The sequence below is a fragment of the Lutimaribacter pacificus genome (genome assembly GCF_900142185.1).
Taxonomy (GTDB): Bacteria; Pseudomonadota; Alphaproteobacteria; order Rhodobacterales; family Rhodobacteraceae; genus Lutimaribacter; species Lutimaribacter pacificus.
In genome coordinates, this window is sequence record NZ_FQZZ01000002.1 from 494,946 (window position 1) to 521,271 (window position 26,326).

At 64.7% G+C, this 26,326-nt stretch carries 29 protein-coding genes; 13 read left to right on the plus strand and 16 right to left on the minus strand.

Annotation, left to right across the window (positions count from 1 at the left end; all coding sequences use genetic code 11):
* Positions 1-4 precede the first annotated feature (4 nt).
* The 3 genes from F3H87_RS08435 to gloB form a co-directional block, all read right to left on the minus strand.
* Complete coding sequence (locus F3H87_RS08435) at positions 5-967, minus strand: M23 family metallopeptidase (RefSeq protein ID WP_149788137.1); 963 nt, start codon at positions 965-967, stop codon at positions 5-7.
* On the minus strand, positions 967-3,294 hold the full coding sequence (clpA, locus tag F3H87_RS08440; protein ID WP_149788138.1) for an ATP-dependent Clp protease ATP-binding subunit ClpA: 2,328 nt from the start codon (positions 3,292-3,294) through the stop codon (positions 967-969). Before clpA ends, F3H87_RS08435 begins: the two co-directional genes overlap by 1 nt.
* A gap of 164 nt (positions 3,295-3,458) precedes the next feature.
* A complete protein-coding gene (gloB, locus tag F3H87_RS08445) occupies positions 3,459-4,226 on the minus strand; it encodes a hydroxyacylglutathione hydrolase (protein WP_149788139.1) in 768 nt (255 codons plus the stop codon).
* 64 nt (positions 4,227-4,290) lie between these two features.
* Between gloB and F3H87_RS08450 the strand changes: the two genes are divergently transcribed.
* The 7 genes from F3H87_RS08450 (at position 4,291) to F3H87_RS08480 (ending at position 10,690) form a co-directional block, all read left to right on the plus strand.
* Positions 4,291-5,043 carry a methyltransferase domain-containing protein gene (locus tag F3H87_RS08450; protein ID WP_149788140.1) on the plus strand — a complete coding sequence of 251 codons (753 nt, stop codon included), beginning with the start codon at positions 4,291-4,293 and terminating at the stop codon, positions 5,041-5,043.
* Positions 5,044-5,349: 306 nt separating this feature from the next.
* Positions 5,350-5,910, plus strand: a complete 561-nt coding sequence (locus tag F3H87_RS08455) for a F0F1 ATP synthase subunit delta (protein ID WP_149788141.1) — start codon at positions 5,350-5,352, stop codon at positions 5,908-5,910.
* Complete coding sequence (atpA, locus tag F3H87_RS08460) at positions 5,911-7,446, plus strand: F0F1 ATP synthase subunit alpha (RefSeq protein WP_149788142.1); 1,536 nt, start codon at positions 5,911-5,913, stop codon at positions 7,444-7,446.
* A 12-nt stretch (positions 7,447-7,458) separates the two neighbouring features.
* Positions 7,459-8,337, plus strand: coding sequence for a F0F1 ATP synthase subunit gamma (locus F3H87_RS08465; protein ID WP_149788143.1), 879 nt, complete (start codon positions 7,459-7,461; stop codon positions 8,335-8,337).
* Between the two features lie 18 nt (positions 8,338-8,355).
* Positions 8,356-9,780, plus strand: a complete 1,425-nt coding sequence (atpD, locus tag F3H87_RS08470; protein WP_149788144.1) for a F0F1 ATP synthase subunit beta — start codon at positions 8,356-8,358, stop codon at positions 9,778-9,780.
* Between the two features lie 12 nt (positions 9,781-9,792).
* The gene (locus F3H87_RS08475) at positions 9,793-10,224 is read left to right on the plus strand and encodes a F0F1 ATP synthase subunit epsilon (RefSeq protein WP_149788145.1); all 432 of its coding nucleotides are present in this window, start codon (positions 9,793-9,795) and stop codon (positions 10,222-10,224) included.
* 115 nt (positions 10,225-10,339) lie between these two features.
* The gene (locus F3H87_RS08480; RefSeq protein ID WP_149788146.1) at positions 10,340-10,690 is read left to right on the plus strand and encodes an H-type lectin domain-containing protein; all 351 of its coding nucleotides are present in this window, start codon (positions 10,340-10,342) and stop codon (positions 10,688-10,690) included.
* A gap of 22 nt (positions 10,691-10,712) precedes the next feature.
* Here the strand turns inward: F3H87_RS08480 and F3H87_RS08485 are convergent, their stop codons facing one another.
* Positions 10,713-11,723, minus strand: coding sequence for a ribose-phosphate pyrophosphokinase (locus tag F3H87_RS08485; protein ID WP_149788147.1), 1,011 nt, complete (start codon positions 11,721-11,723; stop codon positions 10,713-10,715).
* Between the two features lie 104 nt (positions 11,724-11,827).
* On the opposite strand from F3H87_RS08485, the gene F3H87_RS08490 reads away from it, so the two are divergent.
* Both F3H87_RS08490 and F3H87_RS08495 read left to right on the plus strand, forming a co-directional pair.
* Complete coding sequence (locus tag F3H87_RS08490) at positions 11,828-12,427, plus strand: 2-hydroxychromene-2-carboxylate isomerase (protein ID WP_149788148.1); 600 nt, start codon at positions 11,828-11,830, stop codon at positions 12,425-12,427.
* Entirely contained in the window at positions 12,427-13,263 is an 837-nt protein-coding gene (locus F3H87_RS08495) for an alpha/beta fold hydrolase (protein ID WP_149788149.1), read from the plus strand. Before F3H87_RS08490 ends, F3H87_RS08495 begins: the two co-directional genes overlap by 1 nt.
* Before the next feature lie 3 nt (positions 13,264-13,266).
* Here F3H87_RS08495 and F3H87_RS08500 read toward each other — a convergent pair whose 3' ends face one another.
* The 9 genes from F3H87_RS08500 to F3H87_RS08540 all read right to left on the minus strand — a co-directional run bounded on the left by F3H87_RS08500 (position 13,267) and on the right by F3H87_RS08540 (position 19,718).
* A complete protein-coding gene (locus F3H87_RS08500; protein WP_149788150.1) occupies positions 13,267-14,313 on the minus strand; it encodes a threonine aldolase family protein in 1,047 nt (348 codons plus the stop codon).
* A complete protein-coding gene (locus tag F3H87_RS08505) occupies positions 14,313-14,771 on the minus strand; it encodes a YcgN family cysteine cluster protein (RefSeq protein ID WP_149788151.1) in 459 nt (152 codons plus the stop codon). Before F3H87_RS08505 ends, F3H87_RS08500 begins: the two co-directional genes overlap by 1 nt.
* On the minus strand, positions 14,768-15,706 hold the full coding sequence (locus F3H87_RS08510; RefSeq protein ID WP_149788152.1) for a bifunctional riboflavin kinase/FAD synthetase: 939 nt from the start codon (positions 15,704-15,706) through the stop codon (positions 14,768-14,770). The genes F3H87_RS08505 and F3H87_RS08510 overlap by 4 nt, the downstream gene beginning before the upstream one ends.
* Positions 15,707-15,775: 69 nt before the next feature.
* Positions 15,776-15,958, minus strand: coding sequence for a hypothetical protein (locus F3H87_RS08515; protein ID WP_149788153.1), 183 nt, complete (start codon positions 15,956-15,958; stop codon positions 15,776-15,778).
* 113 nt (positions 15,959-16,071) lie between these two features.
* Positions 16,072-16,377 carry a hypothetical protein gene (locus F3H87_RS08520; RefSeq protein ID WP_223228011.1) on the minus strand — a complete coding sequence of 102 codons (306 nt, stop codon included), beginning with the start codon at positions 16,375-16,377 and terminating at the stop codon, positions 16,072-16,074.
* A gap of 95 nt (positions 16,378-16,472) precedes the next feature.
* Positions 16,473-16,916, minus strand: coding sequence for a MaoC family dehydratase (locus F3H87_RS08525; RefSeq protein WP_149788154.1), 444 nt, complete (start codon positions 16,914-16,916; stop codon positions 16,473-16,475).
* Positions 16,917-17,017: 101 nt separating this feature from the next.
* Positions 17,018-17,893, minus strand: a complete 876-nt coding sequence (locus F3H87_RS08530; RefSeq protein WP_149788155.1) for a TIGR01459 family HAD-type hydrolase — start codon at positions 17,891-17,893, stop codon at positions 17,018-17,020.
* Positions 17,894-17,966: 73 nt separating this feature from the next.
* Positions 17,967-18,452: a VOC family protein gene (locus F3H87_RS08535; RefSeq protein ID WP_149788156.1), complete on the minus strand. Its 486-nt coding sequence runs from the start codon at positions 18,450-18,452 to the stop codon at positions 17,967-17,969.
* A 345-nt stretch (positions 18,453-18,797) separates the two neighbouring features.
* Positions 18,798-19,718 (minus strand): manganese-dependent inorganic pyrophosphatase, encoded by a 921-nt coding sequence (locus F3H87_RS08540; RefSeq protein ID WP_149788157.1) that lies wholly within the window; start codon positions 19,716-19,718, stop codon positions 18,798-18,800.
* Positions 19,719-19,857: 139 nt separating this feature from the next.
* On the opposite strand from F3H87_RS08540, the gene F3H87_RS08545 reads away from it, so the two are divergent.
* On the plus strand, positions 19,858-20,526 hold the full coding sequence (locus F3H87_RS08545) for a DUF2161 domain-containing phosphodiesterase (protein WP_149788158.1): 669 nt from the start codon (positions 19,858-19,860) through the stop codon (positions 20,524-20,526).
* On the opposite strand, the gene F3H87_RS08550 is transcribed toward F3H87_RS08545, so the two are convergent.
* Positions 20,501-21,487, minus strand: a complete 987-nt coding sequence (locus F3H87_RS08550) for a TraB/GumN family protein (RefSeq protein WP_149788159.1) — start codon at positions 21,485-21,487, stop codon at positions 20,501-20,503. The two genes, F3H87_RS08545 and F3H87_RS08550, sit on opposite strands and share 26 nt — an antisense overlap.
* A 115-nt stretch (positions 21,488-21,602) precedes the next feature.
* Positions 21,603-22,625 (minus strand): nucleotidyltransferase family protein, encoded by a 1,023-nt coding sequence (locus F3H87_RS08555; RefSeq protein ID WP_149788160.1) that lies wholly within the window; start codon positions 22,623-22,625, stop codon positions 21,603-21,605.
* A 283-nt stretch (positions 22,626-22,908) separates the two neighbouring features.
* On the opposite strand from F3H87_RS08555, the gene F3H87_RS08560 reads away from it, so the two are divergent.
* The 3 genes from F3H87_RS08560 (at position 22,909) to F3H87_RS08570 (ending at position 25,882) form a co-directional block, all read left to right on the plus strand.
* Complete coding sequence (locus F3H87_RS08560; protein WP_149788161.1) at positions 22,909-23,196, plus strand: co-chaperone GroES; 288 nt, start codon at positions 22,909-22,911, stop codon at positions 23,194-23,196.
* Positions 23,197-23,268: 72 nt separating this feature from the next.
* Complete coding sequence (gene groL / locus F3H87_RS08565; protein ID WP_149788162.1) at positions 23,269-24,912, plus strand: chaperonin GroEL; 1,644 nt, start codon at positions 23,269-23,271, stop codon at positions 24,910-24,912.
* A gap of 115 nt (positions 24,913-25,027) precedes the next feature.
* A complete protein-coding gene (locus F3H87_RS08570) occupies positions 25,028-25,882 on the plus strand; it encodes a DMT family transporter (protein ID WP_149788163.1) in 855 nt (284 codons plus the stop codon).
* Here F3H87_RS08570 and F3H87_RS08575 read toward each other — a convergent pair.
* Positions 25,852-26,292 carry an NUDIX domain-containing protein gene (locus F3H87_RS08575; RefSeq protein WP_149788164.1) on the minus strand — a complete coding sequence of 147 codons (441 nt, stop codon included), beginning with the start codon at positions 26,290-26,292 and terminating at the stop codon, positions 25,852-25,854. The two genes, F3H87_RS08570 and F3H87_RS08575, sit on opposite strands and share 31 nt — an antisense overlap.
* Positions 26,293-26,326: the final 34 nt, after the last annotated feature.

Below are 26,326 nucleotides of genomic sequence, written 5' to 3' on the forward strand. Positions count from 1 at the left end.
AGGCTCAGCCCCCGATCCGCAATTCGGCCGTCACGCTGTCGATCACCGATCCGCCGCGCAACAGCGTGGCGGTGCCGGTATATGTTCCCGGTGCGGGTGCTGTCCGCAGGCGTTTGCCCGCGGCGCGGAAAAGCTGCGCCTTGGGGGCGTCGATTGTCGTGTCATGGGCGAAGAACGGGCTGCCGTCGGGGGCGAGGATCGTCAGCCGCATCACGTCGCCGGCGCGGGCGCCGAAGGCATAGCCCCACAGCACGACCGCCCCGGTATTGCCGGGCAGGGCGGGGCTGTGGGCGGTGCCGTCCTTGATCGCGTCGTACTCCGGCACGCGATCGGCGAACCCCGCGCCCAGCAGCCCGCCGGGTGCATAATCGGGCGGGGTCAGCCAAAGCGTGTTTTCATCCGGCGTGCCGCAGGTGATCCGGCCATCGGGGTCGAACGGATCGACCACCTTGCCGTCTTTGCGCACCGAGAGGTGAAGGTGGGGAAACTGCGTGCGCCCCGAAAATCCGACCTGCCCCAGAACCTGGCCCATTGCGACGCGCTGGCCGGACTGCACCGTGACCGAACCCTGTTTCAGGTGGCAATACTGCGTCTGCCAGCCGCCGCCGTGGTCGATCACCACGCCATTGCCGCAATCCTTGCCCGCGAATGCCTTGGACCAGCCGGTATCGGGCATGTCGCCGCGCCGCCCGATCACCGTGCCGGGGCTGGCTGCCAGCACATCGACCCCCGCCCGCATCGCGGCAAGGGAGGGCAGGCCGAAATCCGTGCCCTTGTGCCCGTCATAGGACAGCGGGCCGCAGGTGAAATCCCGCGCGCCGGGGCCGGGATCGGTATCGACGAATTGCTGGATGAAACAGGTGTCGCCCAACGTGCAGTCGATGGGTTGGGACAGGGGCAAATCGCCAGCGGCGGCCGGAAGGGCCGCCGCTGTCAGAACCGTTGCCAGCGCAAGGCGCGCGCGCATCAATCCGCGGTCAGAAGGGGCGGCTTGTTGCCCGACAGGCGCGGGTTGTCCGGGCCTTCGATGCGCAGGTCGATCTCGCCGTTCTTGACGCCGACCCTGACCACCCCGCCCTTGGCCAGCTTGCCGAACAGCAATTCCTCGGCCAGCGGCTTCTTGATGTATTCCTGGATCACGCGGCCCAGCGGGCGGGCGCCCATCTTGTCGTCATAGCCCTTGTCGGCCAGCCATTCGGCCGCCGGCTTGGTCAGTTCGATGGTCACGTTGCGATCCATCAGCTGCGCCTCGAGCTGGAGGACGAATTTCTCGACCACCTGCAGGATCACGTCCTTCGGCAGCGGCTGGAAGCTGATGACCGCGTCCAGACGGTTGCGGAACTCGGGCGTGAAGGTGCGTTCGATGGCGGCGGTATCCTCGCCCTCGCGCCGGTCGCGGCCGAAACCGATCGCCGCCTTGGCCTGTTCCGTGGCGCCGGCATTCGACGTCATGATCAGGATCACGTTGCGGAAATCGACCGTGCGGCCGTTATGATCGGTCAGCGTGCCATGGTCCATCACCTGCAGCAGGATGTTGTAGACATCCGGGTGCGCCTTTTCGATCTCGTCCAGCAGCAGCACGCAATGCGGGTGCTGGTCGACGCCATCGGTCAGCAACCCGCCCTGGTCGAACCCGACATAGCCCGGAGGCGCACCGATCAGGCGGCTGACGGCGTGTTTCTCCATGTATTCCGACATGTCGAAGCGCAGAAGCTCCACACCCAGCGTATCGGCCAGTTGCTTGGCGACCTCGGTCTTGCCGACGCCCGTGGGTCCGGCGAACAGGTAGTTGCCGATGGGCTTTTCGGGTTCGCGCAGGCCCGCGCGCGCGAGCTTGATCGCGCTGGACAGGGCGACGATGGCGTCGTTCTGGCCGAACACCACGCGCTTGAGCGTCTTTTCCAGGTCCTTGAGCACTTCGGCATCGTCTTTCGACACGTTCTTTGGCGGGATGCGCGCGATCTTGGCCACCACGGCCTCGATCTCCTTGGCGCCGATGGTCTTGCGGCGCTTGCTTTCGGCCACAAGGTGCTGGGCCGCCCCGGCCTCGTCGATGACGTCGATGGCCTTGTCGGGCAGCTTGCGGTCATTGATGTAGCGGGCCGACAGCTCGACCGCGGTCTTGATCGCGTCGGCGGTGTATTTGACGCCGTGGTGATCCTCGAAATAGGGTTTCAGCCCTTTCAGGATCTTCACCGTGTCGTCGACCGAGGGTTCGTTCACGTCGATCTTCTGGAACCGGCGGCTGAGCGCGCGGTCCTTTTCGAAATGCTGGCGGAACTCCTTGTAGGTGGTCGAGCCCATGCAGCGCAGCTTGCCGCCCTGCAACGCGGGCTTGAGCAGGTTGGACGCGTCCATCGCCCCGCCCGAGGTTGCGCCAGCGCCGATCACGGTATGGATCTCGTCGATGAAAAGAACTGCGTCGGGGTGGTTTTCCAGCTCGGTCACCACGGCCTTGAGCCGCTCCTCGAAATCGCCGCGATAGCGGGTGCCGGCCAGCAGCGCGCCCATGTCGAGGCTGAAGATGGTGGTGTTGGCCAGGACCTCGGGCGTTTCACCCTGCACGATCTTGCGCGCAAGCCCCTCGGCGATGGCGGTCTTGCCGACGCCCGGATCGCCCACCAGCAGCGGGTTGTTCTTGCGGCGGCGGCACAGCACCTGGATGCAGCGTTCGACCTCGGCACTGCGGCCGATCAGCGGGTCGACATCGCCGGTGCGGGCCTTTTCGTTCAGGTCCACGCAGTATTTGGCCAACGCGGATTCGCCCTCGGTCACCTTGTCCGAGGAGGTGTTTACCTCTTCCGCCTCGGGCGTGGTGGAGCCCGAGACCGGGCGGCTTTCGCCATAGGCGGGGTCCTTGGCGACGCCATGGGCGATGAAATTCACCGCGTCATAGCGCGTCATGTCCTGCTGCTGCAGGAAATAGGCGGCGTTGGATTCGCGTTCGGCAAAGATGGCGACCAGCACGTTGGCGCCCGTCACCTCGGTCCGGCCCGAGCTTTGCACATGGATGGCGGCGCGCTGGATCACGCGCTGGAAGGCGGCGGTCGGCACCGCCTCGGAGCCGTCGATATCGGTGACGAGATTGACAAGCTCCTCGTCGATGAATTCGACCAGGGTTTGCCGCAGCTCTTCGGTATCGACCGAACATGCCTTCATCACGCGCGATGCGTCCGGCTCGTCCACCAGGGCGAGCAAAAGGTGTTCCAGCGTTGCGAATTCGTGGCGGCGCGCATTGGCCAGCGCCAGCGCCGCATGGATTGCCTGTTCGAGCGTGTTCGAGAATGAAGGCACGATACGTGCTCCTGTCTTGTTTGATCGATCGGTCCGCGGGGCAGACCGAACATGGCCTCGATACTTTAAAGTTTGGTCGATATCGGCCGCGCTTCAAGTTTTTTCTGGGTGCCGCCGATCACAATTCTTGTCCGATCGCCGGCTCCGCTCACGGTTTGGTCTTTTCAGAATGCGTCCTTGCGGCGGCGCACCTCTGCGAAAACCCGGGCCGGATCCGCGCCCGGCATGTCGACACCGTCCTGAACGCCGGGCTGGTCGGCCCGCAGAAACGGGTTGGTCGCCAGTTCGACGGAGAGAAGGGAGGGTACGGTCGGCAGTCCCTTGGCGCGCGCTTCTTCGATGCGGCCGACCCTTGAGATAAGATCGGGATTGCCGGGTTCAATACTCATGGCGAAACGCGCGTTCGCGGCGGTGTATTCATGACCCGAGCAGATCAGTGTCTCGGGCGGCAGCGCGGCCAGCTTTTGCAGGCTGTCATACATCTGGTCGAACGTGCCCTCGAACACGCGGCCGCATCCCAGCGCCATCAGGGAATCGGCGGTGAACGCCACGTGGCTTTGCGGAAAATGAAAGGCGATATGCCCGATCGTGTGGCCCGAAACGTCGATGACATGCCCGGTTTCGCCGCCGATCCGCACGCTGTCGCCTTCCTTTACCGCGACGTCCAGCGGCGGCAGGCGATGCGCATCCGCCGCCGCGCCGACAACCCTGGCGGGATGGGCGGCGAGGATCGCGTCGATCCCCTGCACATGGTCGGGATGGTGGTGGGTGATCAGGATATGCGACAATCGCCAGCCCCGGCGGTCGAGCTCGTCCAGGATCGGGCCGGCCTCGGGGATGTCGACCAGCGCGGTTTCCCCCGTTTCCCTGTCATGGGCGAGATAGGCGTAATTGTCGCTCAGGCAGGGGATGGTGACGATCTCAAGGGGCATGGCGTTTCATCCTTTGCTTGATATGGTGTGGCCTACAGACTGACGGATCGGGGACCGGGCCGCAATGCATCTCGACGTGCAGGATCTGCGCAATTTCTATTATCGCAGCGCGCTGGGGCGGGCGGCGCAAAAGTCGGTCCGCGACGCGATGCTGACGCTGTGGCCCGAGGCGCAGGGCCAGACCGTCGTCGGGTTCGGCTTTGCCGTGCCGCTGCTGCGGCCCTACCTGGCGGATGCGCGGCGGGTGGTCGGGCTGATGCCCGGCCCGCAGGGGGTGATGCCCTGGCCGGCGGGTATGCCCAATGTCAGCGTGCTGTGCGAGGAAACGCTGTGGCCGATCGAAACCGGACATGCCGACAAGCTGATCCTGCTGCACGGGCTGGAGACCAGCGAGAACCCGACCGCCCTGCTGGAGGAATGCTGCCGGGTGCTGGGGCCGGGGGGCAAGGCGCTGTTCATCGTGCCGAACCGCGCCGGGCTGTGGTCGCGGTCGGACCGCACGCCGTTCGGATACGGCCGGCCTTACACGCTGAGCCAGCTCGAGGCGCAGTTGCGCCGGCATCATTTCCTGCCCGAACGGCACGTGACCACCCTGTTCCAGCCGCCGAGCCACCGGCGCTTCTGGCGCAAGACCGCCCCGTTCTGGGAACGCGCGGGCCGCAGCCTGCCGCTGGCGATCGCGGGGGGGGTCCTGATCGTCGAGGCGACGAAACGCGTGCACGCACCGACCAACGGGCTGAAAGAGGCGGTGCGCCGCCCGTTCGAGGTTCTGGACGGGCTGGGCAAGCCGGTTGCGGGGCGCAATCCGGTGCGCTGAGAGGCCCGTTTTCGGGTGATAGCGTTAACGCCCGGGGGCAAAGCGGCGCGCAGGAATCGGAAAACCGCACGCTGCCGCACAAAAAAGTTGCCCAAGAAATGCGCACAAAGGGTCGCACTTGGGGTAAGTGTTTGAAAACACGAAGTATACAATCGCATACGAAAGATTTATAGCAGGTTGCTAGGTCAGGAATGCTCTGCTACACCCCTGCCGAATTTCCGTGACTTGATAACAGTCAGGCTGTGCAATCACCCCCGGGGCCGCAAGGCCATGCAAGACCGGGGCCAGACTATCGGAAGGGTGGACGTGTCCGAACCAGCTTCGATTTCCTCCGGCATCGCCGCGCGCTATGCCACGGCCGTCTTTGAACTGGCCAAAGAAGACAAATCCGTCGCCAAGATCGAATCCGACCTGGATGCGCTGGACGCCGCGCTGACCGACAGCGCAGATTTCCGCGACCTGATCGCGTCGCCGGTGTATTCGCGCGATGCGCAGGGCAAGGCCATCACGGCACTGGCCGGCAAGATGGGCCTGACCCCGGTGATGACCAACGTGCTGGCCCTGATGGCGCAGAAACGCCGCCTGTTCGTGCTGCCGCAGCTGGTTTCCACGCTGCGCGCCCGGATCGCCGAGGACAAGGGCGAGGTGACCGCCGACGTGGTGAGCGCCAAGGCCCTGACCAAGACGCAGGCCGACAAGCTTGCCAGGACGCTGAAAGAGCGTGTGGGCAAGGACGTCAAGATCAACGCGACCGTCGATGAAAGCCTCATCGGCGGTCTTATCGTCAAAGTGGGTTCGAAGATGATCGACACGTCGATCGCTTCGAAGCTGAACTCCCTCCAGAATGCAATGAAAGAGGTCGGATAAATGGGTATCCAAGCGGCAGAGATTTCTGCGATCCTGAAGGACCAGATCAAGAACTTCGGGCAAGAGGCCGAGGTGGCCGAGGTTGGCCGGGTGCTGTCGGTTGGCGACGGTATCGCCCGCGTCTACGGTCTGGACAACATCCAGGCCGGTGAGATGGTCGAATTTCCCGGCGGCATTCAGGGCATGGCCCTGAACCTTGAAACCGACAATGTCGGCGTCGTGATCTTCGGCTCCGACCGCGACATCAAGGAAGGCGACACCGTCAAGCGCACCAACGCCATCGTGGACGTGCCCGCGGGCGACGCCCTGCTGGGCCGCGTTGTCGACGGCCTGGGCAACCCGCTGGACGGCAAGGGCCCGATCAAGGCCTCGGAGCGCCGCATCGCGGACGTGAAGGCCCCCGGCATCATCCCGCGTAAATCGGTGCACGAGCCGATGGCCACCGGCCTCAAGGCCGTGGACGCCATGATCCCGATCGGCCGCGGCCAGCGCGAGCTGATCATCGGCGACCGCCAGACCGGCAAGACCGCGGTGGCGCTCGACACGATCCTGAACCAGAAATCCTATAACGATGCGGCCAAGGACGAGAGCGACAAGCTTTACTGCGTCTACGTCGCCATCGGCCAGAAGCGTTCGACCGTGGCGCAGCTGGTGAAGAAGCTGGAGGAAAGCGGCGCGATTGATTACTCGATCGTCGTGGCCGCCACCGCGTCGGACCCCGCGCCGATGCAGTTCATGGCACCCTATGCCGCAACCGCCATGGCGGAATATTTCCGCGACAACGGCAAGCACGCGCTGATCATCTACGATGACCTGTCCAAGCAGGCCGTGGCCTATCGCCAGATGTCGCTGCTGCTGCGCCGCCCGCCGGGCCGCGAAGCCTATCCGGGCGACGTTTTCTACCTGCACTCCCGCCTGCTGGAGCGTTCGGCCAAGCTGAACGAGGATAACGGCGCCGGTTCGCTGACCGCGCTGCCGATCATCGAAACCCAGGGCGGTGACGTGTCGGCCTTTATTCCGACCAACGTGATCTCGATCACCGACGGCCAGATCTTCCTGGAAACGGAACTCTTCTACCAGGGCATCCGCCCCGCCGTGAACACCGGCCTGTCGGTTTCGCGCGTGGGCTCGTCCGCACAGACCAACGCGATGAAATCGGTTGCCGGCCCGGTGAAACTGTCGCTGGCCCAGTATCGCGAGATGGCGGCATTCGCCCAGTTCGGTTCGGACCTCGACGCCGCCACCCAGCAGCTGCTGAACCGCGGCGCGCGCCTGACCGAGCTGATGAAGCAGCCGCAGTACTCGCCGCTGACCAACGCCGAAATCGTCTGCGTGATCTATGCTGGCACCAACGGCTATCTCGACAAGGTCGCCGTGCGTGACGTGGGCCGGTTCGAACAGGGCCTGCTGCAACACCTGCGCGGCAAGCACCAGGATCTGCTGGACTGGATCACCACCGAAGATCCCAAGGTCAAGGGTGAGGCCGAAGACAAGATCAAGGCTGCGCTGGACGAATACGCCGCCGATTTCTCGTAAGGAGACGAGGCTATGCCAAGTCTTAAGGACCTGAAAAACCGGATCGAGTCGGTCAAGTCGACCCGCAAGATCACCAAGGCCATGCAGATGGTGGCCGCCGCGAAACTGCGGCGGGCACAGGACGCGGCCGAGGCGGCCCGGCCCTACGCGGAACGGTTCAATGCCGTGATGGCGGGGCTGGCGGCATCGGTCGGCGAGTCCGACAGCGCCCCCCGGCTGCTGAGCGGTACCGGCAAGGACGACGTGCACCTGCTGGTCGTCCTGACGGCCGAGCGCGGGCTTTGCGGTGGCTTCAACGCCAACATCGCCAAGCTTGCCAAGCAGCACGCCGACAAGCTCAAGGCCGAGGGAAAGACCGTCAAGATCCTGACCGTCGGCAAGAAGGGCCGCGACAACATGAAGCGTGATTACGGCGACCTGTTCGTCGGGCACGTGGACCTGACCGAGGTCAAGCGCGTCGGTTATTCCAATGCGCAGGACATCGCGCGCGACATCCTTGGCCGTTTCGACGACGGCGAGTTCGACGTTGCGACGATCTTCTACGCGGAATTCGTCAACGTGGTCAGCCAGATCCCCACCGCGCAACAGATCATCCCGGCCTCGTTCGAGGAACGGGACGACGCCGAAGGCGCCTCCACGCTCTATGATTACGAGCCGGACGAAGAGGCCATCCTGGCCGACCTTCTGCCGCGCGGCGTGGCGACACAGATCTTTGCGGCACTTCTGGAAAACGGTGCGTCCGAGCAGGGCGCGCGGATGTCGGCCATGGACAACGCAACGCGCAACGCGGGTGAGATGATCGACAAGCTGACGATCGAATACAACCGCTCGCGCCAGGCCGTGATCACCAACGAGCTTATTGAAATCATCTCGGGCGCCGAGGCGCTCTAAGAGGACGGAGACGAATAGATGGCAAACGCAAAAGGCAAAATCACCCAGGTGATCGGTGCCGTCGTGGACGTGCAGTTCGGCGACACCCTGCCGGAGATCCTCAACGCGCTGGAAACCGACAACAACGGCAAGCGCCTGGTTCTGGAAGTGGCGCAGCACCTCGGTGAAAACACCGTGCGCACGATCGCAATGGACGCGACCGAAGGTCTGGTTCGCGGTCAGGACGTCACGGACACCGGCGGCCCGATCTCGGTTCCCGTGGGCACCGCCACGCTGGGTCGCATCCTGAACGTCATCGGCGAGCCGGTGGACGAAGGCGCACCGCTGAAAGTGGAAGAACGCCGCGCGATCCACCAGCCCGCGCCCGAATTCAGCGAACAGTCGACCGAATCCGAGGTGCTGGAAACCGGCATCAAGGTGATCGACCTGCTGGCGCCCTACGCAAAAGGCGGCAAGATCGGCCTGTTCGGCGGTGCCGGCGTGGGCAAGACGGTTCTGATCATGGAACTGATCAACAACATCGCCAAGGTGCACTCGGGCTACTCGGTGTTCGCCGGTGTGGGCGAACGGACCCGTGAAGGCAACGACCTGTATCACGAGATGATCGAATCCAACGTGATCAAGCCCGATAACCTGGAAGAATCGCAGGTGGCGCTGGTCTACGGCCAGATGAACGAACCTCCGGGGGCCCGTGCCCGCGTGGCGCTGACCGGCCTGACGCTGGCGGAACAGTTCCGCGATGCATCGGGCACCGACGTTCTGTTCTTCGTCGACAACATCTTCCGCTTCACGCAGGCGGGGTCCGAGGTGTCGGCGCTTCTGGGCCGTATCCCTTCGGCCGTGGGTTACCAGCCGACGCTGGCCACCGACATGGGCGCGATGCAGGAACGCATCACCTCGACCAAGTCGGGTTCGATCACCTCGATCCAGGCCGTGTACGTGCCTGCGGACGACCTTACCGACCCGGCGCCGGCCACGACCTTCGCCCACCTCGACGCAACCACGGTTCTGTCGCGTGCGATCTCGGAACTGGGTATCTACCCGGCCGTGGACCCGCTCGACTCGACCTCGCGCCTGCTCGACCCGGCCATCGTCGGCGAAGAGCATTACCAGGTGGCGCGCGACGTGCAGGGTATCCTTCAGCGTTACAAGTCGCTGCAGGACATCATCGCCATTCTCGGCATGGACGAACTGAGCGAAGAGGACAAGCTGACCGTGGCCCGCGCCCGGAAGATCCAGCGTTTCCTGTCGCAGCCCTTCGACGTGGCAAAGGTGTTCACCGGCTCGGACGGTGTGCAGGTGCCGCTTGAGGATACGATCAGCTCGTTCAAGGCGGTTGTCGCCGGTGAATACGACCACCTGCCCGAAGGGGCGTTCTACATGGTGGGCGGCATCGACGAAGTGATCGCCAAGGCCGAAAAGATGGCTGCCGACGCGGCCTAAGGAGGGCCAATCATGGCAGATACGATGCAATTCGACCTCGTCAGCCCGGAGCGGAGCCTTGCTTCGCTTCAGGTGGCGTCGGTGCAGATCCCGGGTGCGGATGGCGACCTGACGGCGATGAAGGATCATGCGCCGCTGATCACCACCCTGCGCCCCGGTGTGCTGACGGTTCAGGGGCCGGAGGGTGAGGCCAAATACGTCGTGACCGGCGGTTTCGCCGAAATCAGCGGCGAAGGCACCACCGTTCTGGCCGAACGCGCCGTGCCGGCCACGGACATGACCGAAGAGGTCTATCACGACATGGTCCGCAGCGCGCACGAGGCTCACGCCAAGGCGCGCGAGACCTTCCAGAACGAGCCGGGCCTGGTCGACGACGCGGCCAAGCTGCTGGCCGACATGGTGGCCATGGGTGGTCATATCGGGCTGAACCCGCCGAATTTCTGAGGCGGCACGGATATCTGAAAAGGCCCCTGCATCGCCGGGGCCTTTTTTTCTTTTACTCCAAAGTTTTGCCGGATTTGTCCGGTATCCGGCGCGCAAGTGAAAGAGTGTTGAGCGCATGAAACGGCTGGCGACGCACAGAATCGGGATCGACCAGGGCGACAACGTCCTGTTCTCGGATTACGAGGACGGGGGCGAGATGTGGACCGGCGAAGGCCCGCGCGAACGCCGCAAGCCGGTCAGGTTCAGCGATACATTTCGATCGGTGCCGGCCGTGCATTGCGCGCTCAGCATGTGGGACGTGGATCACGCCCATAACGTGCGCGCGGATGTCAGCGCCGAGAATGTCACCGAAACGGGGTTCGACCTGGTCTTTCGCACCTGGGGCGATACGCGCGTCGCGCGGGCCCGCGTCGGCTGGATGGCCATCGGCGAGGTCGCCGATGACGACGATTGGGACCTTTACTGAAATTGCCCGGCAAGGCGCCCGGTTACAGGATGCCTTCGTAGATCGGCGCCAGTGTCTCGTTCTCGAACAGCGACGACACGCTGGTGCCGTGCCAGATGTTCAGGATTGCCTGCGCGAACATCGGCGCAGTGGGCAGGATGCGGATGTTGCGCGCGGATTTGACCGCATCGCTCGGTTCGATCGAATCCGAGATCACCAGCGATTTCATCACCGAATTGGTGATCCGCTCGACCGCCGGGCCAGACAGGACGCCATGGGTGATATAGCTGTGCACTTCGGTCGCGCCGTGTTCCATCAGGACCTCGGCCGCCTTGCACAGCGTGCCGGCGGTGTCGCAGATATCGTCGACGATGATGCATTTCTTGCCCGAGACATTGCCGATGACGGTCATTTCGGCGATCTCACCCGGCTTTTCGCGGCGCTTGTCCACGATGGCCAGCGGTGCGTTGATCCGTTTGGCCAGCTCGCGCGCACGCGCCACGCCGCCCACATCGGGGCTGACGACCATCACGTCGCCCAGGCTGTCCTTGAACTGGTTCAGGATATCCAGCGCAAAGATCGGTGAGGCATAGAGGTTGTCCACCGGAATGTCGAAGAACCCCTGGATCTGCGCCGCGTGCAGGTCCATCGTCAGCACCCGCTCGATCCCGGCCTCGACCATCATGTTGGCGACCAGCTTGGCCGAGATCGGTGTGCGGGCCTTGGTGCGGCGATCCTGTCGTGCATAGCCGAAATAGGGCACAACCGCGGTGATGCGCGCCGCCGACGACCGGCGCAGCGCATCGGAAATGATCAGCAATTCCATGAGGTTGTCGTTGGCCGGGTTCGAGGTCGACTGGATCACGAACATGTCCTCGCCCCGGACGTTCTCATAGACCTCGACAAATATCTCCTGATCGTTGAACCTTTCGACCCGCGCATCGACCAGTTTCTGCGACATGCCGCGATGCATCGACATTCGGCGCGTGATGGCATTGGCCAGCGGAAGATTGGCATTGCCGGAAATCAGCTTGGGTTCGGTGATGGTGGGCATGGCAGCGGTTCCAGGAGGTGTGGGAAATGACAGATTCGTGACGTTGACACTGCCTAGCATCTGAATACGGTCGGGCAAACCTATGCATTCGGGGAACTGCGCAAATGGCTCATATCGACTACTTTTTTTCAACGCTGTCACCTTATTGCTATCTTGCCGGCACCCGGCTGGAGGAGATCGCCGCACGCCATGGCGCGACCATCACCTACAAGCCCTTCGATCTGCTGGCCGCGCTGCCCCGGACCGGAGGGTTGCCGTCCAGTCAGCGGCACCCGTCGCGCAACGCCTATCGCGCGCAGGAATTGCCGCGCACGGCCCGGAAACTGGGGATGCCGCTGAACTTCCAGCCCGCGCATTTTCCAACCAATGCCGCGCCCTCGTCCTATGCGGTCATCGCGGCGCAGGCGGCGGGCGGTGGCGACCTGGGGGCGCTGGTGCATGCGATCCCGCGCGCCGTCTGGGTCGAGGATCGTGACATCGCGCAGGACGACGTGATCCGCGATTGCCTGGGCGCGGCCGGTTTCGATCCCGCGCTGGCCGACAAGGGCCTGCTGGCGGGGGCCGAAACCTATGCCGCCAACCTGGAAGAGGCGGTCGGCCGCGGCGTTTTCGGGGCGCCCTTCTACATCACGGACGACGGCCAGATGTTCTGGGGGCAGGACCATCTGGACGATCTCGACGCCTGCCTGGCAGGCGATCTCTGATGCCCGTCGACAAGCGCGGCGGCGTGGACACGCATTGGGTGCGCATGGGGCATGGCCGGCGCAAGGCGCTGCTGCTGCACTGTTCCATGGGCCATGCCGGTGGCTGGCAGGGTATGGCGCGGGCGCTGGACGACATGCTGGACATGGTGGCCTTCGACCTGCCGGGCCATGGCCGCAGCGCCGACTGGGACGGGGTCAGCGACCTGCAGACGGTGTCGATGCAGATGGCGCTGGATTTCCTTGACCCCGCACAGCCGATGGACCTGATCGGCCACAGCTTCGGCGGCACCATCGCGGCGCGCATCGCTGCCGAACGGCCGGAACTGGTGCGCAGCCTCGTGCTGATCGAGCCGGTGCTTTTCGCCGTGGCGCTTCAGGATCGTCCCGACCTGAAAGAAGTGCATGGCGAGGAGATGCACGACTATTTCAGCGCGATCGAGGCCGGTGAACTGGAACAGGCCACGCGCATCTTCAGCCGGTTCTGGGGCGATGGCCGCGCGTGGGACACGATCCCCGAGCCGCAACGCGCCGCGATGATCAAACGCATTCTTCTGGTCGAGGCGGGGGCGCCGCAGATCTATGGCGACCTTTCTGGCCTTCAGTCCAGCGGCGCGCTCAACCGGATCGGCCACCCGACGCTGCTGATCGAGGGCGCGGCCTCGCCGCGCTATATCGCGGCGATCAATGACGGGCTGATGGCGCGGCTGCGCCGGGCCGAGCGCGTGGTGATCGACGGGGCGGGGCACATGGTGCCGATCACCCATCCCGACGAGGTCGCCGCACAGGTGCGTGGCTTCCTTGAAACCGTGCCCGAGGAACAGCCCACGTTGCCGTGACGGTCAGCCCTTTGCCAGATCCACGAACCGGTCGATCTGGTCGTCGCCGATCGACCAGTCGGTGACCATCCGGCTGGGCAGCAACTCGTCCGGGTCGCCGCTGTCGGCATCGCCCGCCAGCAGGTAATAGACCGCGCCGCCATCCTGCAGCCGCTTGTGCACCGCGCGCGGCATGTCGGCGAAGATGATATTGGCCTGCGGGTCGTGCAGCATCCGAACGCCCGGCACGCCCGCCAGCCCGTCGGCCAGCCGGCGGCAATTGGCGTTCGCGGCCCGCGCGCTGGTCAGCCACAGGTCGTCGGTCAGATAGGCCTCCATCTGGGCCGAAAGATAGCGGTGCTTGGAAAACAGATGCGCACCCCGCTTGCGGCGCAGCTCGAACTCCCACGCCTTGCCGGGGTCGAAGAATATCACAGCCTCGACACCGGGGCAGCCGTTCTTGGTGCCGCCGAAACTGACCGCGTCGATCCCGGCCTTCCACGTCATTTCCGACGGCGTGCAGCCAAGCGCCACCAGCGCGTTGGCAAAACGCGCACCGTCAAGATGCGCCTGCTGGCCGAAATCGCGGGAAACGGCGGTCAGCGCGGCGATCTCGTCCACGGTATAGACGCGACCCCTTTCGGTGGCCTGCGTGATCGACACCGGCCCACGCTGCGGCCCGTGCACGCCACGCGTTTCCTCGGCGGCGAACGCGGCGCGCAGGCTGTCGGGGGTCATCTTGTCGCTGTCGCCCACCAGCGTCAGCTTGGCGCCGCCGGTATAGAATTCGGGCGCGTTGCATTCGTCCTCGTGGATATGGGCCACGGGCGAACAGAACACCGTTTCGAAGGGCTGGCACATGCAGGCCAGCGCCAGCGAATTGGCCGCCGTGCCGGTGGCGACAAGGTGAATGGCGGCCTCGGGCGCCTCGAATACCTCGCGGATGCGGGCGGTGACACGCTCCATGATGGCATCGGCGCCGTAGGGCAGGGCATAGCCCCGGTTGGCGTCCAGCATCGCCTGCATGATCTGCGGATGGGCGGGGCCCGCGTTGTCGGAAGCGAAAAACATCAGGTCGGCTCCTCGATTATGTGCTCTTCCCAGTCGTCTTCATCGACCTCGAACTCGGGCACCGTTCTGCCCTGCATCGACACGCCCGCGCGGTGGACGGTGTCGGCATCGCCCGAAATCAGCGGGTGCCAGTCGAAAAGCGGGCGACCCTGCCACAGCAGCTTATAGGCGCAGGTTTCCGGCATCCAGTACAGGTTGCGATCCATGTTCTGCGGTTTCAGCACGATGCATTCGGGCACGAACTGGTGGCGGATATCGTACTGGCTGCACCGGCAGGTGGCGTCGTCGAACAATCGGCAGGCGACGTTGGTCAGCGCCACCTCGGCGGTGTCCTCGTCCTCCAGCTTGTTCATGCAGCACTTGCCGCAGCCGTCGCACAGCGCCTCCCATTCGGCGCGGGTCATGCGTTCCAGCGGCACGGTTTCCCAGAACCGGGGGCGAAGCGCGGGCGCGGTCATGGCGCGGCCAGGATCTGTCGCGCGCGGGTGCAATCGTCCTCCATCTGGGCGATCAACCCGTCGAGGCTGCCGAACTTTTCCTCGGGCCGCAGGAACTCGACCAGCCCGATCGACAGCTGGGCCCCGTAAAGATCGCCCGAGAAATCGAAGATGAAGGTCTCCAGGTTCGGCCGCTCGCCATTGAACATCGGCCGCACCCCGATCGAGGCCGCGCCGCGATAGCTGCCCCTGTGCGGCCCGCCCAGCACGTCGACCAGCACCGCGTAGACGCCGAAGCGCGGCGGGTGCAGGTTGTCGATCGACATGTTGGCGGTGGGATAGCCCAGTTGCCGGCCGCGCTGCTCGCCGCCGATCACCTCGCCCTCGATCCGGTGCCAGTGGCCCAGCATCGCGGCGGCGTCGCGTGGGCGCCCCTCGCTCAGCGCGTTGCGGATCGCGGTCGAGGATACCTCGCCATCGTCTCCGGCGATCAGCCTGGCGACGGTCACGCCGAACCCCAGTTCGCGGCCGAACCGCTCCAGGTCGGTGGCATTGCCCGCGCGGCCCTTGCCGAAACAGAAATCGGCGCCGACGACGACATGGCGCAGGCCCAGCCCGCGGTGAATCACCTTGTTGGCGAAATCCCCGGGGCTGAGCCCGGCCAGCGAGGCGTTGAAATTCAGCTCGTACAGCCGCTCGACCCCCAGCTTTTCCAGCCGGTGCGCGCGCGCCTCACGGCCCATCAGGCGAAAGGACGGGGCGTCGGGCGCGAAATACTGGCGCGGGTGCGGTTCGAACGTCACCACGCCCAGCGGTGCGCCGATATCGGCACCGGCCTTGCGGGCAAGGTCGATCACAGACTGGTGGCCCAGATGCACGCCGTCGAAATTGCCGATCGCCGCGCTGGCGCCCCGGTCGTCCCCGGCCACGAAGGTATAGTCGCGGATGATACGCATGGGCGCAGGGTTAGCCCCCCGCGCAGGCAGGTGCAAGCGCGATGGTGCGGCCGGCCGGGCGCCGCCGGGTCAGGACTGGTGCGGCCCGCGCAGTTCAAGCATGGCAAGGCGAATCCGGCGCCAGTTGTCGGCCTCGTCCCGGTCGCCCTTGTCCTCGCTTTCGCGCATGCGGCGGGCGGCTTCGGCGATGGCCCTGGGTCCGCGCGCCTGCATCAGGGCGCGGGCGTATTGCGTGGTCTGCATCGTATCCATGGTAAGACACCTCCGGTTCGATTTCCCGGTGTCACCGGGGCATCAAAGGTGCCGTGGCGATGGCCTGCAATCAACAGGGCAGGGGCCGGGGGGGCGATTCCGGCGGTAAGCCGCTAACGAAGGCAGAGGTACAGGCGCTCGATCGAATAGGCATATTGCCCGGTGGGAATATTGCGCGTGCTGGTGAACTCGGCCCGTTTCTTGTGGCCTTTCGAACAGATGCGGGCGGCTTCGGCGTTTGCCTTCTGGATCGCCGCGGCGCGGACATCCGGCGTTGCGAATTCCAGCATGTTCCCGTTGAGCTGGATGCTGACACTGTCACCGTTGTACTGGGACACTGCCGGATTGATATTGTCCACGGTAACACCACAAGCGGCCAGAACCACGCAACAGGCCACGAAAAGAACCGGCTTTTTCATTCTGCACTCTCACTTCATTACTCGTTGCCTACCAATCGCCCGGAAAGGCGGCGGGAGTCAACTTATAAGATAGTAAAAGTTTTTCAGTTCTCGTATCAGTCGAATTTCCCCGTGGGTGCCAGAACCGTCGCCTCGCCGATCAGCACCTTCTTGCCATCGACAAGGCAGCGGGTTTCCAGTTGCACGCGGCGCTTGGCATAGTCGATGCCGATCACCTCGACCTCGGCCAAGACGGTATCGCCGGGGCGCACCGGGCCCAGGAATTTCAGCGACTGGCCCATGTAGACGGTGCCGTGGCCGGGCAGTTGTTCGCCGATCACGGCCGAGATCAGCCCGGCGGTCAGCATCCCATGCGCGATGCGGCCTTCGAAGATCGTGTCGCGGGCGTAATCGTCGTCCAGATGCACCGGGTTCCGGTCGGTCGAGACCTGGGCGAACATCTCGATATCCTCGTCGGTGACGGTTTTGCGCAGGTGGCGCACCATCCCCATTTCGATTTCCTCGATGGTGATCGTTCCACGCGGCAGGTTGTCCAACATCCGGCCCTCCGTCTGCTTGTCCGGGTAATTTTCAGACGGTTTCCCGTCATGTCTGGCAACTTTATTACTTCGCAGGCGCAGAAAATCAAGCGCAAAATGCCTCAGCGCAACTGGCCTATGGCATAGGTCGGGTTGGACATTTCCCTTTCAAGATAGCTGTTTAGCGCCGCTTCGTCGGGCTGCTGCGTTGTCTTTGTTTCCTGCCGGGCCAGCCCGCCGGTGATGAAGAGGGAATCGATATCCTCACCCAGCGCACCCTGGATGTCGGTGGCGATGCCATCGCCCACCGCCAGAATCGCGTTGTCGCGGATATCGCGCCCCAGCGCCGCCAGCCGCCTGCGCGCCAGATCGTAGATCGGCGGGTGGGGCTTGCCGAAATAAAGGCTTTCGCCCCCCATCTCGGTATAAAGCCGCGCCAGCGCACCGGCGCACCATTCGCGCCGCTCGCCCCGGTCCACCACGATATCGGGATTGGCGCACAGCAGCTTCAGCCCCTTCTGCTTGGCATACAGGAATTGCGGGCGGTTCACCGCCGGGTCGGCCATCGGATCGAACGGGCCACAGCAGACGATGCCCTCGGCGTCTTCCAGATCGACAAGCTGCACGTCGACCGGGTTGTCGATGATCGACATTGGTTCAAAGAACTCTTCGTCGCGCTCCCATTCGCCCATGAACCACAGTTTCCGCCCGACCGCGCCAAGGAACATCGCCGAGCGGGCGCTGTCGCCGCTGGTGGCGATGGTGTCCCAGGCGTCCTCGGGCACGCCGAACTGGCGCAACTGTTCTTCGACCCCCTTGCGCGGCTTGGGCGAGTTCGTGACCAACACGACAACCCCGCCATTCGCGCGATAGGCCTGCAATGCCGCCACGGCCGAGGGGATCGCGCGCACCCCGTCATGCACGCATCCCCAAAGATCGACGAACATCGCGTCGTAGAGATGGGAGATGTCGGAAAGGGCTTCGATGATCCGGGGCATGGGGGAACCTGTCGCAAGTAGCTCTGCCCCGGTATGACCGAGACAGGCAGGCATTTCCACCGCGAATCCCGCCTCAGCGCGCCTCGGCCAGCAGCGCGTTCAGATCGAGCGGCGCGTTTGCCATCGCCAGCTCGCCCTTCGCGTCGCGCGGCCAGTCCTCGGGCGCACGGTCGCGGTAGATCTCGATCCCGTTGTTGTCGGGGTCGCGGAAATAGATCGCTTCCGACACGCCGTGATCGGCGGCGCCGTCCAGCTCTACCCCCGCATCCAGCACGCGCTTCAGCGCAGCCCCCAGCGCGGCACGGTCTGGATACAGGAACGCCACGTGATACAGCCCCGTATGGTGGGGCGCGGGCGGCGTTCCGCCCCGGCTTTCCCAGGTGTTCAGCCCGACATGGTGGTGATAGCCGCCGGCCGACAGGAACGCCGCCTGCCCGCCGTATCGCTGTTGCAGTTCAAAGCCCATGACATCGCGGTAAAAGGCGAGAGAGCGGTCAAGGTCGGCCACCTTCAGATGGACATGGCCGATGCGGGTTTCGGGATGTGTTGTATAGGTCATTTCGTATCTCCGTTTGCAGCGAAGATACTGGCTGCTGGCCTCATGCGGTAGGCACAGCCGCGCACGGGGTCTGTGCGGGCTGCGAAAGGTATGGTTCGATTGCGTCGCAACAGAAGGGCATCGCACGGTCGCGGTCGGGCGATCCGACGATCGGTGTTTGGCAGTTTATCGCGCAGCCACCTCGTCCCCCAGATCGTGGCACTTGCGGCAGCCAATCGCCCGGCCGGGGGGGCGGCCGTGCGATGCCCGGGCCGCTTCGCGGCTGTTCCGGGCAGGGTGCTCGGTTCAAACCTCGTGAAAGGGCCTTCCGGCCGTCACCAACCGCACACCCGGCCATCCCCGCGATCAGACGGTAAGGTTCGGGATGATCTGTTTCTTGCGGCTCATGATGCCGGGCAGAACCACGGTGTCGCCGCTGACCGTCGCGCCAAAGCTTTTCTCGGCCAGCGTCCTGACCAGATCGTTCGGCACCAGCAGCGTGGCCTCTTCGTTCAGGATGTCCACGACGAACAGCAGCACCTGGTCGGCGCCGTCTTCTTTCGCCACGTCCACCATCGAGGCCATCAGGCTGTCCTTGCGGTCCAGCACCAGCTTGGGCGCGGTGGTTTCCAGAACGCTGACGCGGAAATCCTTGCCGCCCACGGTGTATTCCTTGCTGTCCATGCGCAGCAGTTCGGCATCGGAAAAGGCGGACACGTCCGACTTCGCCGCGAACATCTCGGACGCGTAGGCGCCGATATCGACACCCAGATCGGCCGCCAGCTTTTCGGCCACGGCGCGGTCGTGATCGGTGGTGGTGGGGCTGCGGAACTCCAGCGTGTCCGACAGGATGCAGGACAGCATCAGGCCCTTGATCCGGTCCGGCGCGCTGGCGGCATCGTCACCCATCAGGTCGTGCAGGATGGTCGCGGTGCAGGCCAGCGGGCGCACCGTGATGTCGATCGGGCCCCTGGTTTCCAGCCCGCCCACCAGCTTGTGGTGGTCGATGATGGCGGTCACGTCCAGCGCGCTCACGTTGGCAGGCAGCTCGGCGGGGTTGTTGGTGTCGACGATCACCGCCTGTGTGCCGTCTGCGATCTCGGTCACGATGCGCGGCTTGGGGCAGTCCCAGCGGGTCAGGACAAAGGCGGCCTCGGTATTCGGTTCGCCCAGCAGGACGGCCTCGGCCGGGGTGTTCTTTACCTCGTTCAGGTACCAGGCCCAGATGATGGGCGAGCCGGTGGAATCGGTGTCGGGGGATTTGTGCCCGAATACAAGAGTGGTCATTGGCTGTGCCTCGTTCGAATGCGCATTTTCGCGCGCCTTATAGGAGGGTGTCGCGGGCTTGTCACCTGCTGCGTCGCAGCATGTCGGGCGATGCATGGCGGAATTGCACCAGCCCGCCCCGCAGGCTAGGGGTTTGGCCATGGCACGGGTGGCGGAAACCGATCTCTATGCGCCGGTCAAGGCGTTTCTCCAGGCGCAGGGATTCGAGGTCAAGGCCGAGATCGCGGGCGTCGACGTAATGGCCTGTCGCGACGATGCCCCGCCGGTGATCGTCGAGTTGAAGGCGGGGTTTTCGCTGGCCCTGCTGCACCAGGCCTGCGAAAGGCTGGCGGTGTCCGAGACGGTGTATGTCTGCGTCCCGCGGCAGACCGGGCGGGCCAGCTGGAAGGCGCTGCAGGCGAATGTCCGGCTGTGCCGGCGGCTGGGGCTGGGGGTGATGACGGTGCGGTTGCGCGACGGGCTGGTCGAGGTTCATGCCGATCCCGGCCCCTATGCCCCGCGCCGCGCGCCGCGCAAAACCGCGCGGTTGTTGCGGGATTTCGCGCGGTTGCAGGGCGACCCCAATACCGGCGGCACGCGCGGGCAGGTGATGACGCCCTACCGGCAGGACGCGCTGACGATCGCCGCGCATCTGGCGGTGTCGGGCGCGGCCAAGGGCGCCGAGGTCGCGCGCGCCACCGGCGTTGCCAACGCCACGCGCGTAATGGCAGACAACCATTACGGCTGGTTCGTCCGTATCCGAACCGGCATCTACGACCTGACCGGCGCCGGCCGCGCGGCGATCACGGATCGAACGCCAGCGGCGTGATGGTGAACCCCTGCTGTTCCAGCAGATGCAGAACTCCTGTCTCTCCCGGCAGATGCGCAGCACCGGCGGCGATGAAAACTGTCTTGCCCTCAGCCTCGGTCAACAGCAGGTCGACCCATGCCCGGTTGCGTTTTGTCAGCAGCAACTCCTCGAATATGGCAAAGTCCCGCTCGGCCTCCGCGCCGCCTTCGGTCAGGGACAGATGCCGGGAAAACTCCCAGATCAACGCGATCTCGCCCGCCAGGTAGCGTTGCAACAGGGTGTGTTGCAGATCGTCCGCCCGGTCGGCAAAGGCGAAGGACAGGCGCAGGATCTCGATCTGCTTGTCCGCCGGGTATATGTCGAACAGCGTCATCGCGGTGCGCCAGTCCTCGAGCGAGCGATCGGGCACGTCCGTCGCGGCGGCGGCCCTGGCCAGGCTTTCGTCGATGCCTTCGGCCGACAGCGCACCGTTGCGGGCCTGGCACGGGCCGATGCCCAGCATCATCGAGCCCCAGATCGGTTTCATCTTGGCGGCCATGAAGCCGGGAAAGCCGCGGGCCGCCATCTCGGCCTTGAACAGCTGCCATTCCCCGTCCTCGAGCAGGTCGGGCAGGGTGGGGCCGTCGGTGATGAACATCAGCCCGGGGTCCGAGCCGAAGGCGGCCTGCAGCCGGGCCTTGTCGGCGCGGTTCATCTCGAAATAGGCGCTGTCGGCCCGGGTAATGTACGGGGTCAGCGCGGCGGCATGGGCCTCGGTCCGGTCGTGCCGGATGTGGTAGGTGCCGAAGATCGTCAGGCGGGTATCGCCCCGCTCGGCCTGCCACAAAAGCCCCGTGGGGTAGGGCGTGTCGGCAATAGCGGCATCCAGCGTGGCGCGCGTGTCGGCGGGCAGCCCGGCGATCAGGTCGGTGCCTTCGCACAGCGCCAGGGCGGGCCCGGCAAGCCCGAGGAACACGAGAAACCCGATCACGATGCGCATGGCTTTTCCTTTTGCTTCTGCGGCAGGCTACGCGCCCGGAGCGGCGGTAGCAATTCCGGCAGGATTTTACCGTATCCGCAGATCATGCCGGTGCATCGGACCTGCTTTTCCGGGATCATGTCGACAGCGCTTCGAGAATGGCCTTTGTCCTGGGCATCCGTTCGAGGGTCGCCGAGATACGCGACCGCCAGGCCGGTCCGCGTTCCAGGGCTGTTTCAAGGGCCTCCTTCAGGTCTTCCGGGCGGTCCTGGTGCAAGACCTCGATCAGGAATTCCGCCTGGGCACGATCCTTTCTCGACTTCAATTCGTCCGGGCCTCCGCGGCGCCTGTCCGCAACGATCAGTTTGTGGATGGCAAACCGTTCGGGACGGGGGACCTGAATAAGGACGCCGGACCGGTAAAGAAGTGGGGATTGCAGTGGTTCGGCAATCAGGTAGTTGAGAAAATGCAGGCTTTGCGCACTGACACCAAGGGCGGGAAGGTCACGAAGTTCCTCTGTTGCGCTGAATGACGGGGTCAGGAATTCAACCAGCGTCTGACGATCCGTCTGCCGCCATTTCCAGACCCGGCCCTTGTCCAGGACCGGAACGGGATCGAATTTCATCTCGGTAAATACCTCGGCCAGCGGGGTGTCGACGTTGTCCCCCAGGGCAAGCGACAGGCGTCCGAAGCTGGCAATGTCGATATCGTCGGTCATGGCGGCCCGGTCAAAACCGATTCTTATGCCCAGTTCGCCTTCGTAGCATCTGAAAGCCTGAGTGCCGACCAGAGTTCCGCCAAGGCGAAACACGCCGACCCTGGCCATGGCGGAGATCACCTGGCCGGTTCCGACATCCGTCATCAGATACCCTTCGGCGCGGAGCGTCCGCATCAGGCGCGCGCGTTCACGCTCGGCCTGCTTTTCGGTTGTGGCGATTGCTTTCTGTCGTGAAAACCTTTCTCTGAGGTCTTCGCTGTCTTCGCCAATATACCGATCGATGATTTCGTTGCCGATCCGGTAATGATCGTACCAATAGGCCTTTTTGCCGATGGATTTCAGCTTTGGCGATCCACGCAGGTCGGAGACCGAGCTGTCCTTCAGGGATCGCAGGAGGTCGGTCCAGGCGGCTGTCCCGGTTGCGGAATGATAATCGACCATCGGCTTACCCCACGAAATAATTATTGTGGGGTAAGAGTAACCCAACTCTCTGCCCCACGAAATACTTTTTGTAGGGTAGGGTATTCCGCCTCCGCCCCGGATTTGCCGAAGGGTAGGAACAATGCGCTTTGCAGGCACGGCAAAAATTTTGATCCCGGATGTTGACTCGGATTTTTGTTGTCCCTAGCTATGCGCCGTTAGCACTCGATGCACATGAGTGCTAACGGTCCCTCGGGGAGCGAGGGGCCTTTAGGGAGAAACTTTGAGCCAAGGAGCCTCAGAGATGGCATTTACACCGCTTCATGACCGCGTGCTTGTTCGCCGCGTGGAGAGCGAAGAGAAAACCGCCGGCGGCCTGATCATTCCCGACAGCGCCAAGGAAAAGCCCGCGGAAGGCATCGTCGTGTCCGTTGGCGCAGGCGCCAAGGACGATGACGGCGATCGCATCGCAATGGACGTCAAGGAAGGCGACAAGGTGCTGTTCGGCAAGTGGTCGGGCACCGAGGTCACCATCGACGGCCAGGAAATGCTGATCATGAAGGAAAGCGACATCATGGGGATCATCGCCTGAGGCCGTGCGCCGCAGGACGACTGAGACCCGACCGCTTTTCCCGACAACCATTCAAGTTCAGGAGAGACTGATATGTCTGCCAAGGACGTCAAGTTCGACACCGATGCCCGCAACCGTATGCTCAAGGGCGTCAACATTCTTGCCGATGCCGTCAAGGTGACCCTCGGCCCGAAAGGCCGCAACGTGGTTCTGGACAAATCGTTCGGCGCCCCCCGCATCACCAAGGACGGTGTGTCGGTCGCCAAGGAAATCGAACTGGAAGACAAGTTCGAGAACATGGGCGCGCAGATGGTGAAAGAAGTCGCCAGCCGCACCAATGACGAGGCCGGCGACGGCACCACCACCGCGACCGTTCTGGCCCAGGCCATCGTCAAGGAAGGCATGAAGGCGGTTGCCGCCGGCATGAACCCGATGGACCTCAAGCGCGGGATCGACCTGGCCACCTCGAAAGTGGTCGACCACATCAAGAACGCCGCACGCGAAGTGAACGACAGCGCCGAGGTTGCGCAGGTCGGCACCATTTCCGCCAACGGCGAGGCCGAGATCGGCCAGCAGATCGCCGACGCGATGCAGAAGGTCGGCAACGAAGGCGTCATCACGGTTGAAGAGAACAAGGGCCTCGAAACCGAAACCGACGTCGTCGAAGGCATGCAGTTCGACCGCGGCTACCTGTCGCCCTATTTCGTGACCAACCCCGACAAGATGATTGCAGAACTCGAAGATTGCATGATCCTGCTGCACGAAAAGAAACTGTCGTCGCTGCAGCCGATGGTTCCGCTGCTGGAATCGGTGATCCAGTCGCAAAAGCCGCTGCTGATCATCGCCGAGGACGTCGAAGGCGAGGCACTGGCCACGCTGGTCGTGAACAAGCTGCGCGGCGGCCTGAAGATCGCGGCCGTCAAGGCGCCGGGCTTTGGCGATCGCCGTAAGGCCATGCTGCAGGACATCGCGATCCTGACCGGCGGCCAGGTCATCAGCGAAGACCTGGGCATGAAGCTGGAAAGCGTCACGATGGACATGCTGGGCACCGCCAAGAAGGTGTCGATCACCAAGGACGAAACCACCATCGTCGACGGTGCCGGCGAAAAGGCCGAGATCGAGGCACGCGTGGCCCAGATCCGCACCCAGATCGAGGAAACCACCAGCGACTACGATCGTGAAAAGCTGCAGGAACGCGTGGCCAAGCTGGCCGGCGGTGTGGCCGTCATCCGCGTCGGCGGCATGACCGAGGTCGAGGTGAAAGAGCGCAAGGACCGCGTCGACGACGCGCTGAACGCAACCCGTGCCGCCGTGCAGGAAGGCATCGTTGTGGGCGGCGGTGTCGCTCTGGTTCAGGGCGCCAAGTCGCTGGAAGGCCTGGAAGGGGCGAACCCCGACCAGAACGCCGGTATCGCTATCGTGCGTCGCGCGCTCGAAGCGCCGCTGCGCCAGATCGCGGAAAACGCCGGTGTCGACGGTTCGGTCGTCGCGGGCAAGATCCGCGAAAGCGAAGACCTCAAATTCGGCTACAACGCGCAGACCGATGAATATGGCGACATGTTCAAGTTCGGCGTGATCGACCCGGCCAAGGTTGTGCGCACCGCGCTGGAAGACGCCGCATCGGTTGCCGGCCTGCTGGTCACCACCGAGGCGATGGTCGCCGACAAGCCGCAGAAAGAAGGCGCAGGCGCCGGTGGCGGTATGCCCGACATGGGCGGCATGGGCGGCATGATGTAATCAGCCGCACGTTTCGTGCCGATGATCTGGGGCCGCCCGCTTGGGCGGCCCCTTTTCTTTGCGTGGCAAAGCTGCAAGGTGGCGGTTACGGTTTCCAACCCCGGCAGGAGCACCGATGATACGCCTTGCAGCCCTGACCGCGCTGACCATGCTGGCCTTTGCCGCCAATTCGCTGCTGAACCGCGAGGCGCTGGCCGATGGCCAGACCGGCCCGGCGGTGTTTGCGCTGATCCGCGTGGTCTCGGGCGCGCTGTGCCTGTGGGTGCTGGTGCGATTGCGCGGCGGCCCGTCCCGCCCCATCCTGCGGCCCTGGGGCGTGGTCAGCCTGGCGCTTTACGTGCTGGGGTTTTCCTTTGCCTATGTCACGCTGCCGGCGGGGGTCGGGGCGCTGATCCTGTTCGGCGGCGTGCAGGTCACGATGTTCGCGGGCGCCGTGCTGGGCGGTGAGCGCGTGGCGTGGCCGCGCTGGGCAGGGGCGGCTGTCGCCTTTGCCGGGCTGGTCTGGCTGCTGTGGCCCGGCGCGCAGGCCGCGCCGCCCGTTGCCGGGGCGCTGCTGATGCTGGCCGCGGCGCTGGGCTGGGGCGTCTATTCGCTGCTGGGGCGGGGCGTGCCCGATCCGCTGGCCGCCACCGCGTCCAATTTTGTCTGGGCCGTGCCGCTGGCGGTGCTGGCCTATGCCGTGCTGCCTGACGCGGCCTCGGCCCGCGGGGCGCTGCTGGCGGTCGTTTCGGGCGCGGTGACATCGGGGCTGGGCTATGCGCTGTGGTATGCGATCCTGCCACGGCTGACCGCCACGCTGGCGGCGGTGGCGCAGCTTAGCGTGCCGGTCATCGCCACCGCCGGCGGCATTGCCCTGCTGGGCGAAGAACTGAACGCGCGGTTCCTGATCGCCACGCTGCTGGTTCTGGGCGGGATCGGCCTGTCGCTGCTGCGCCCGCCTCAGCGCAGGATCGGCTCCAGCGGGTCGTAAAGCAGCCCCTCGCCCCAGGCGACTGCCGGCAGGCTGTCGGGCTTGAAGCGGATGCCGTCCATGTCGGTGCGCGAAAAGAACCGCCGCTCGGTCACGATCCCCTCGGGGTCGCGCCACGTATCGCTGAGCGTTCCGGCGGTGATGCGGCAGCGGAAATAGATATCGACCTGGTGAAAGCTGCCCGTCGGGTCGTGAAACTCGTTCACCAGGCAGGGGTCGCCCACCGCGATGCGCAGCCCGGTTTCCTCGTGCACCTCGCGCGCCAGGTTGTCGGGCAGCGATGCGCCGCGTTCGGCCCCGCCGCCGGGCACGCACCACAGGTCGGACAGGCCGCCGGGCCAGGCATTGACCAGCAACAGGCGGTTTTCGTGCAGGATCACCGCGCGCACGGCGATACGGGGGCTGGTCATGGCCGGGCCTTTCGCGTCATCGCCCTTTTGTAGG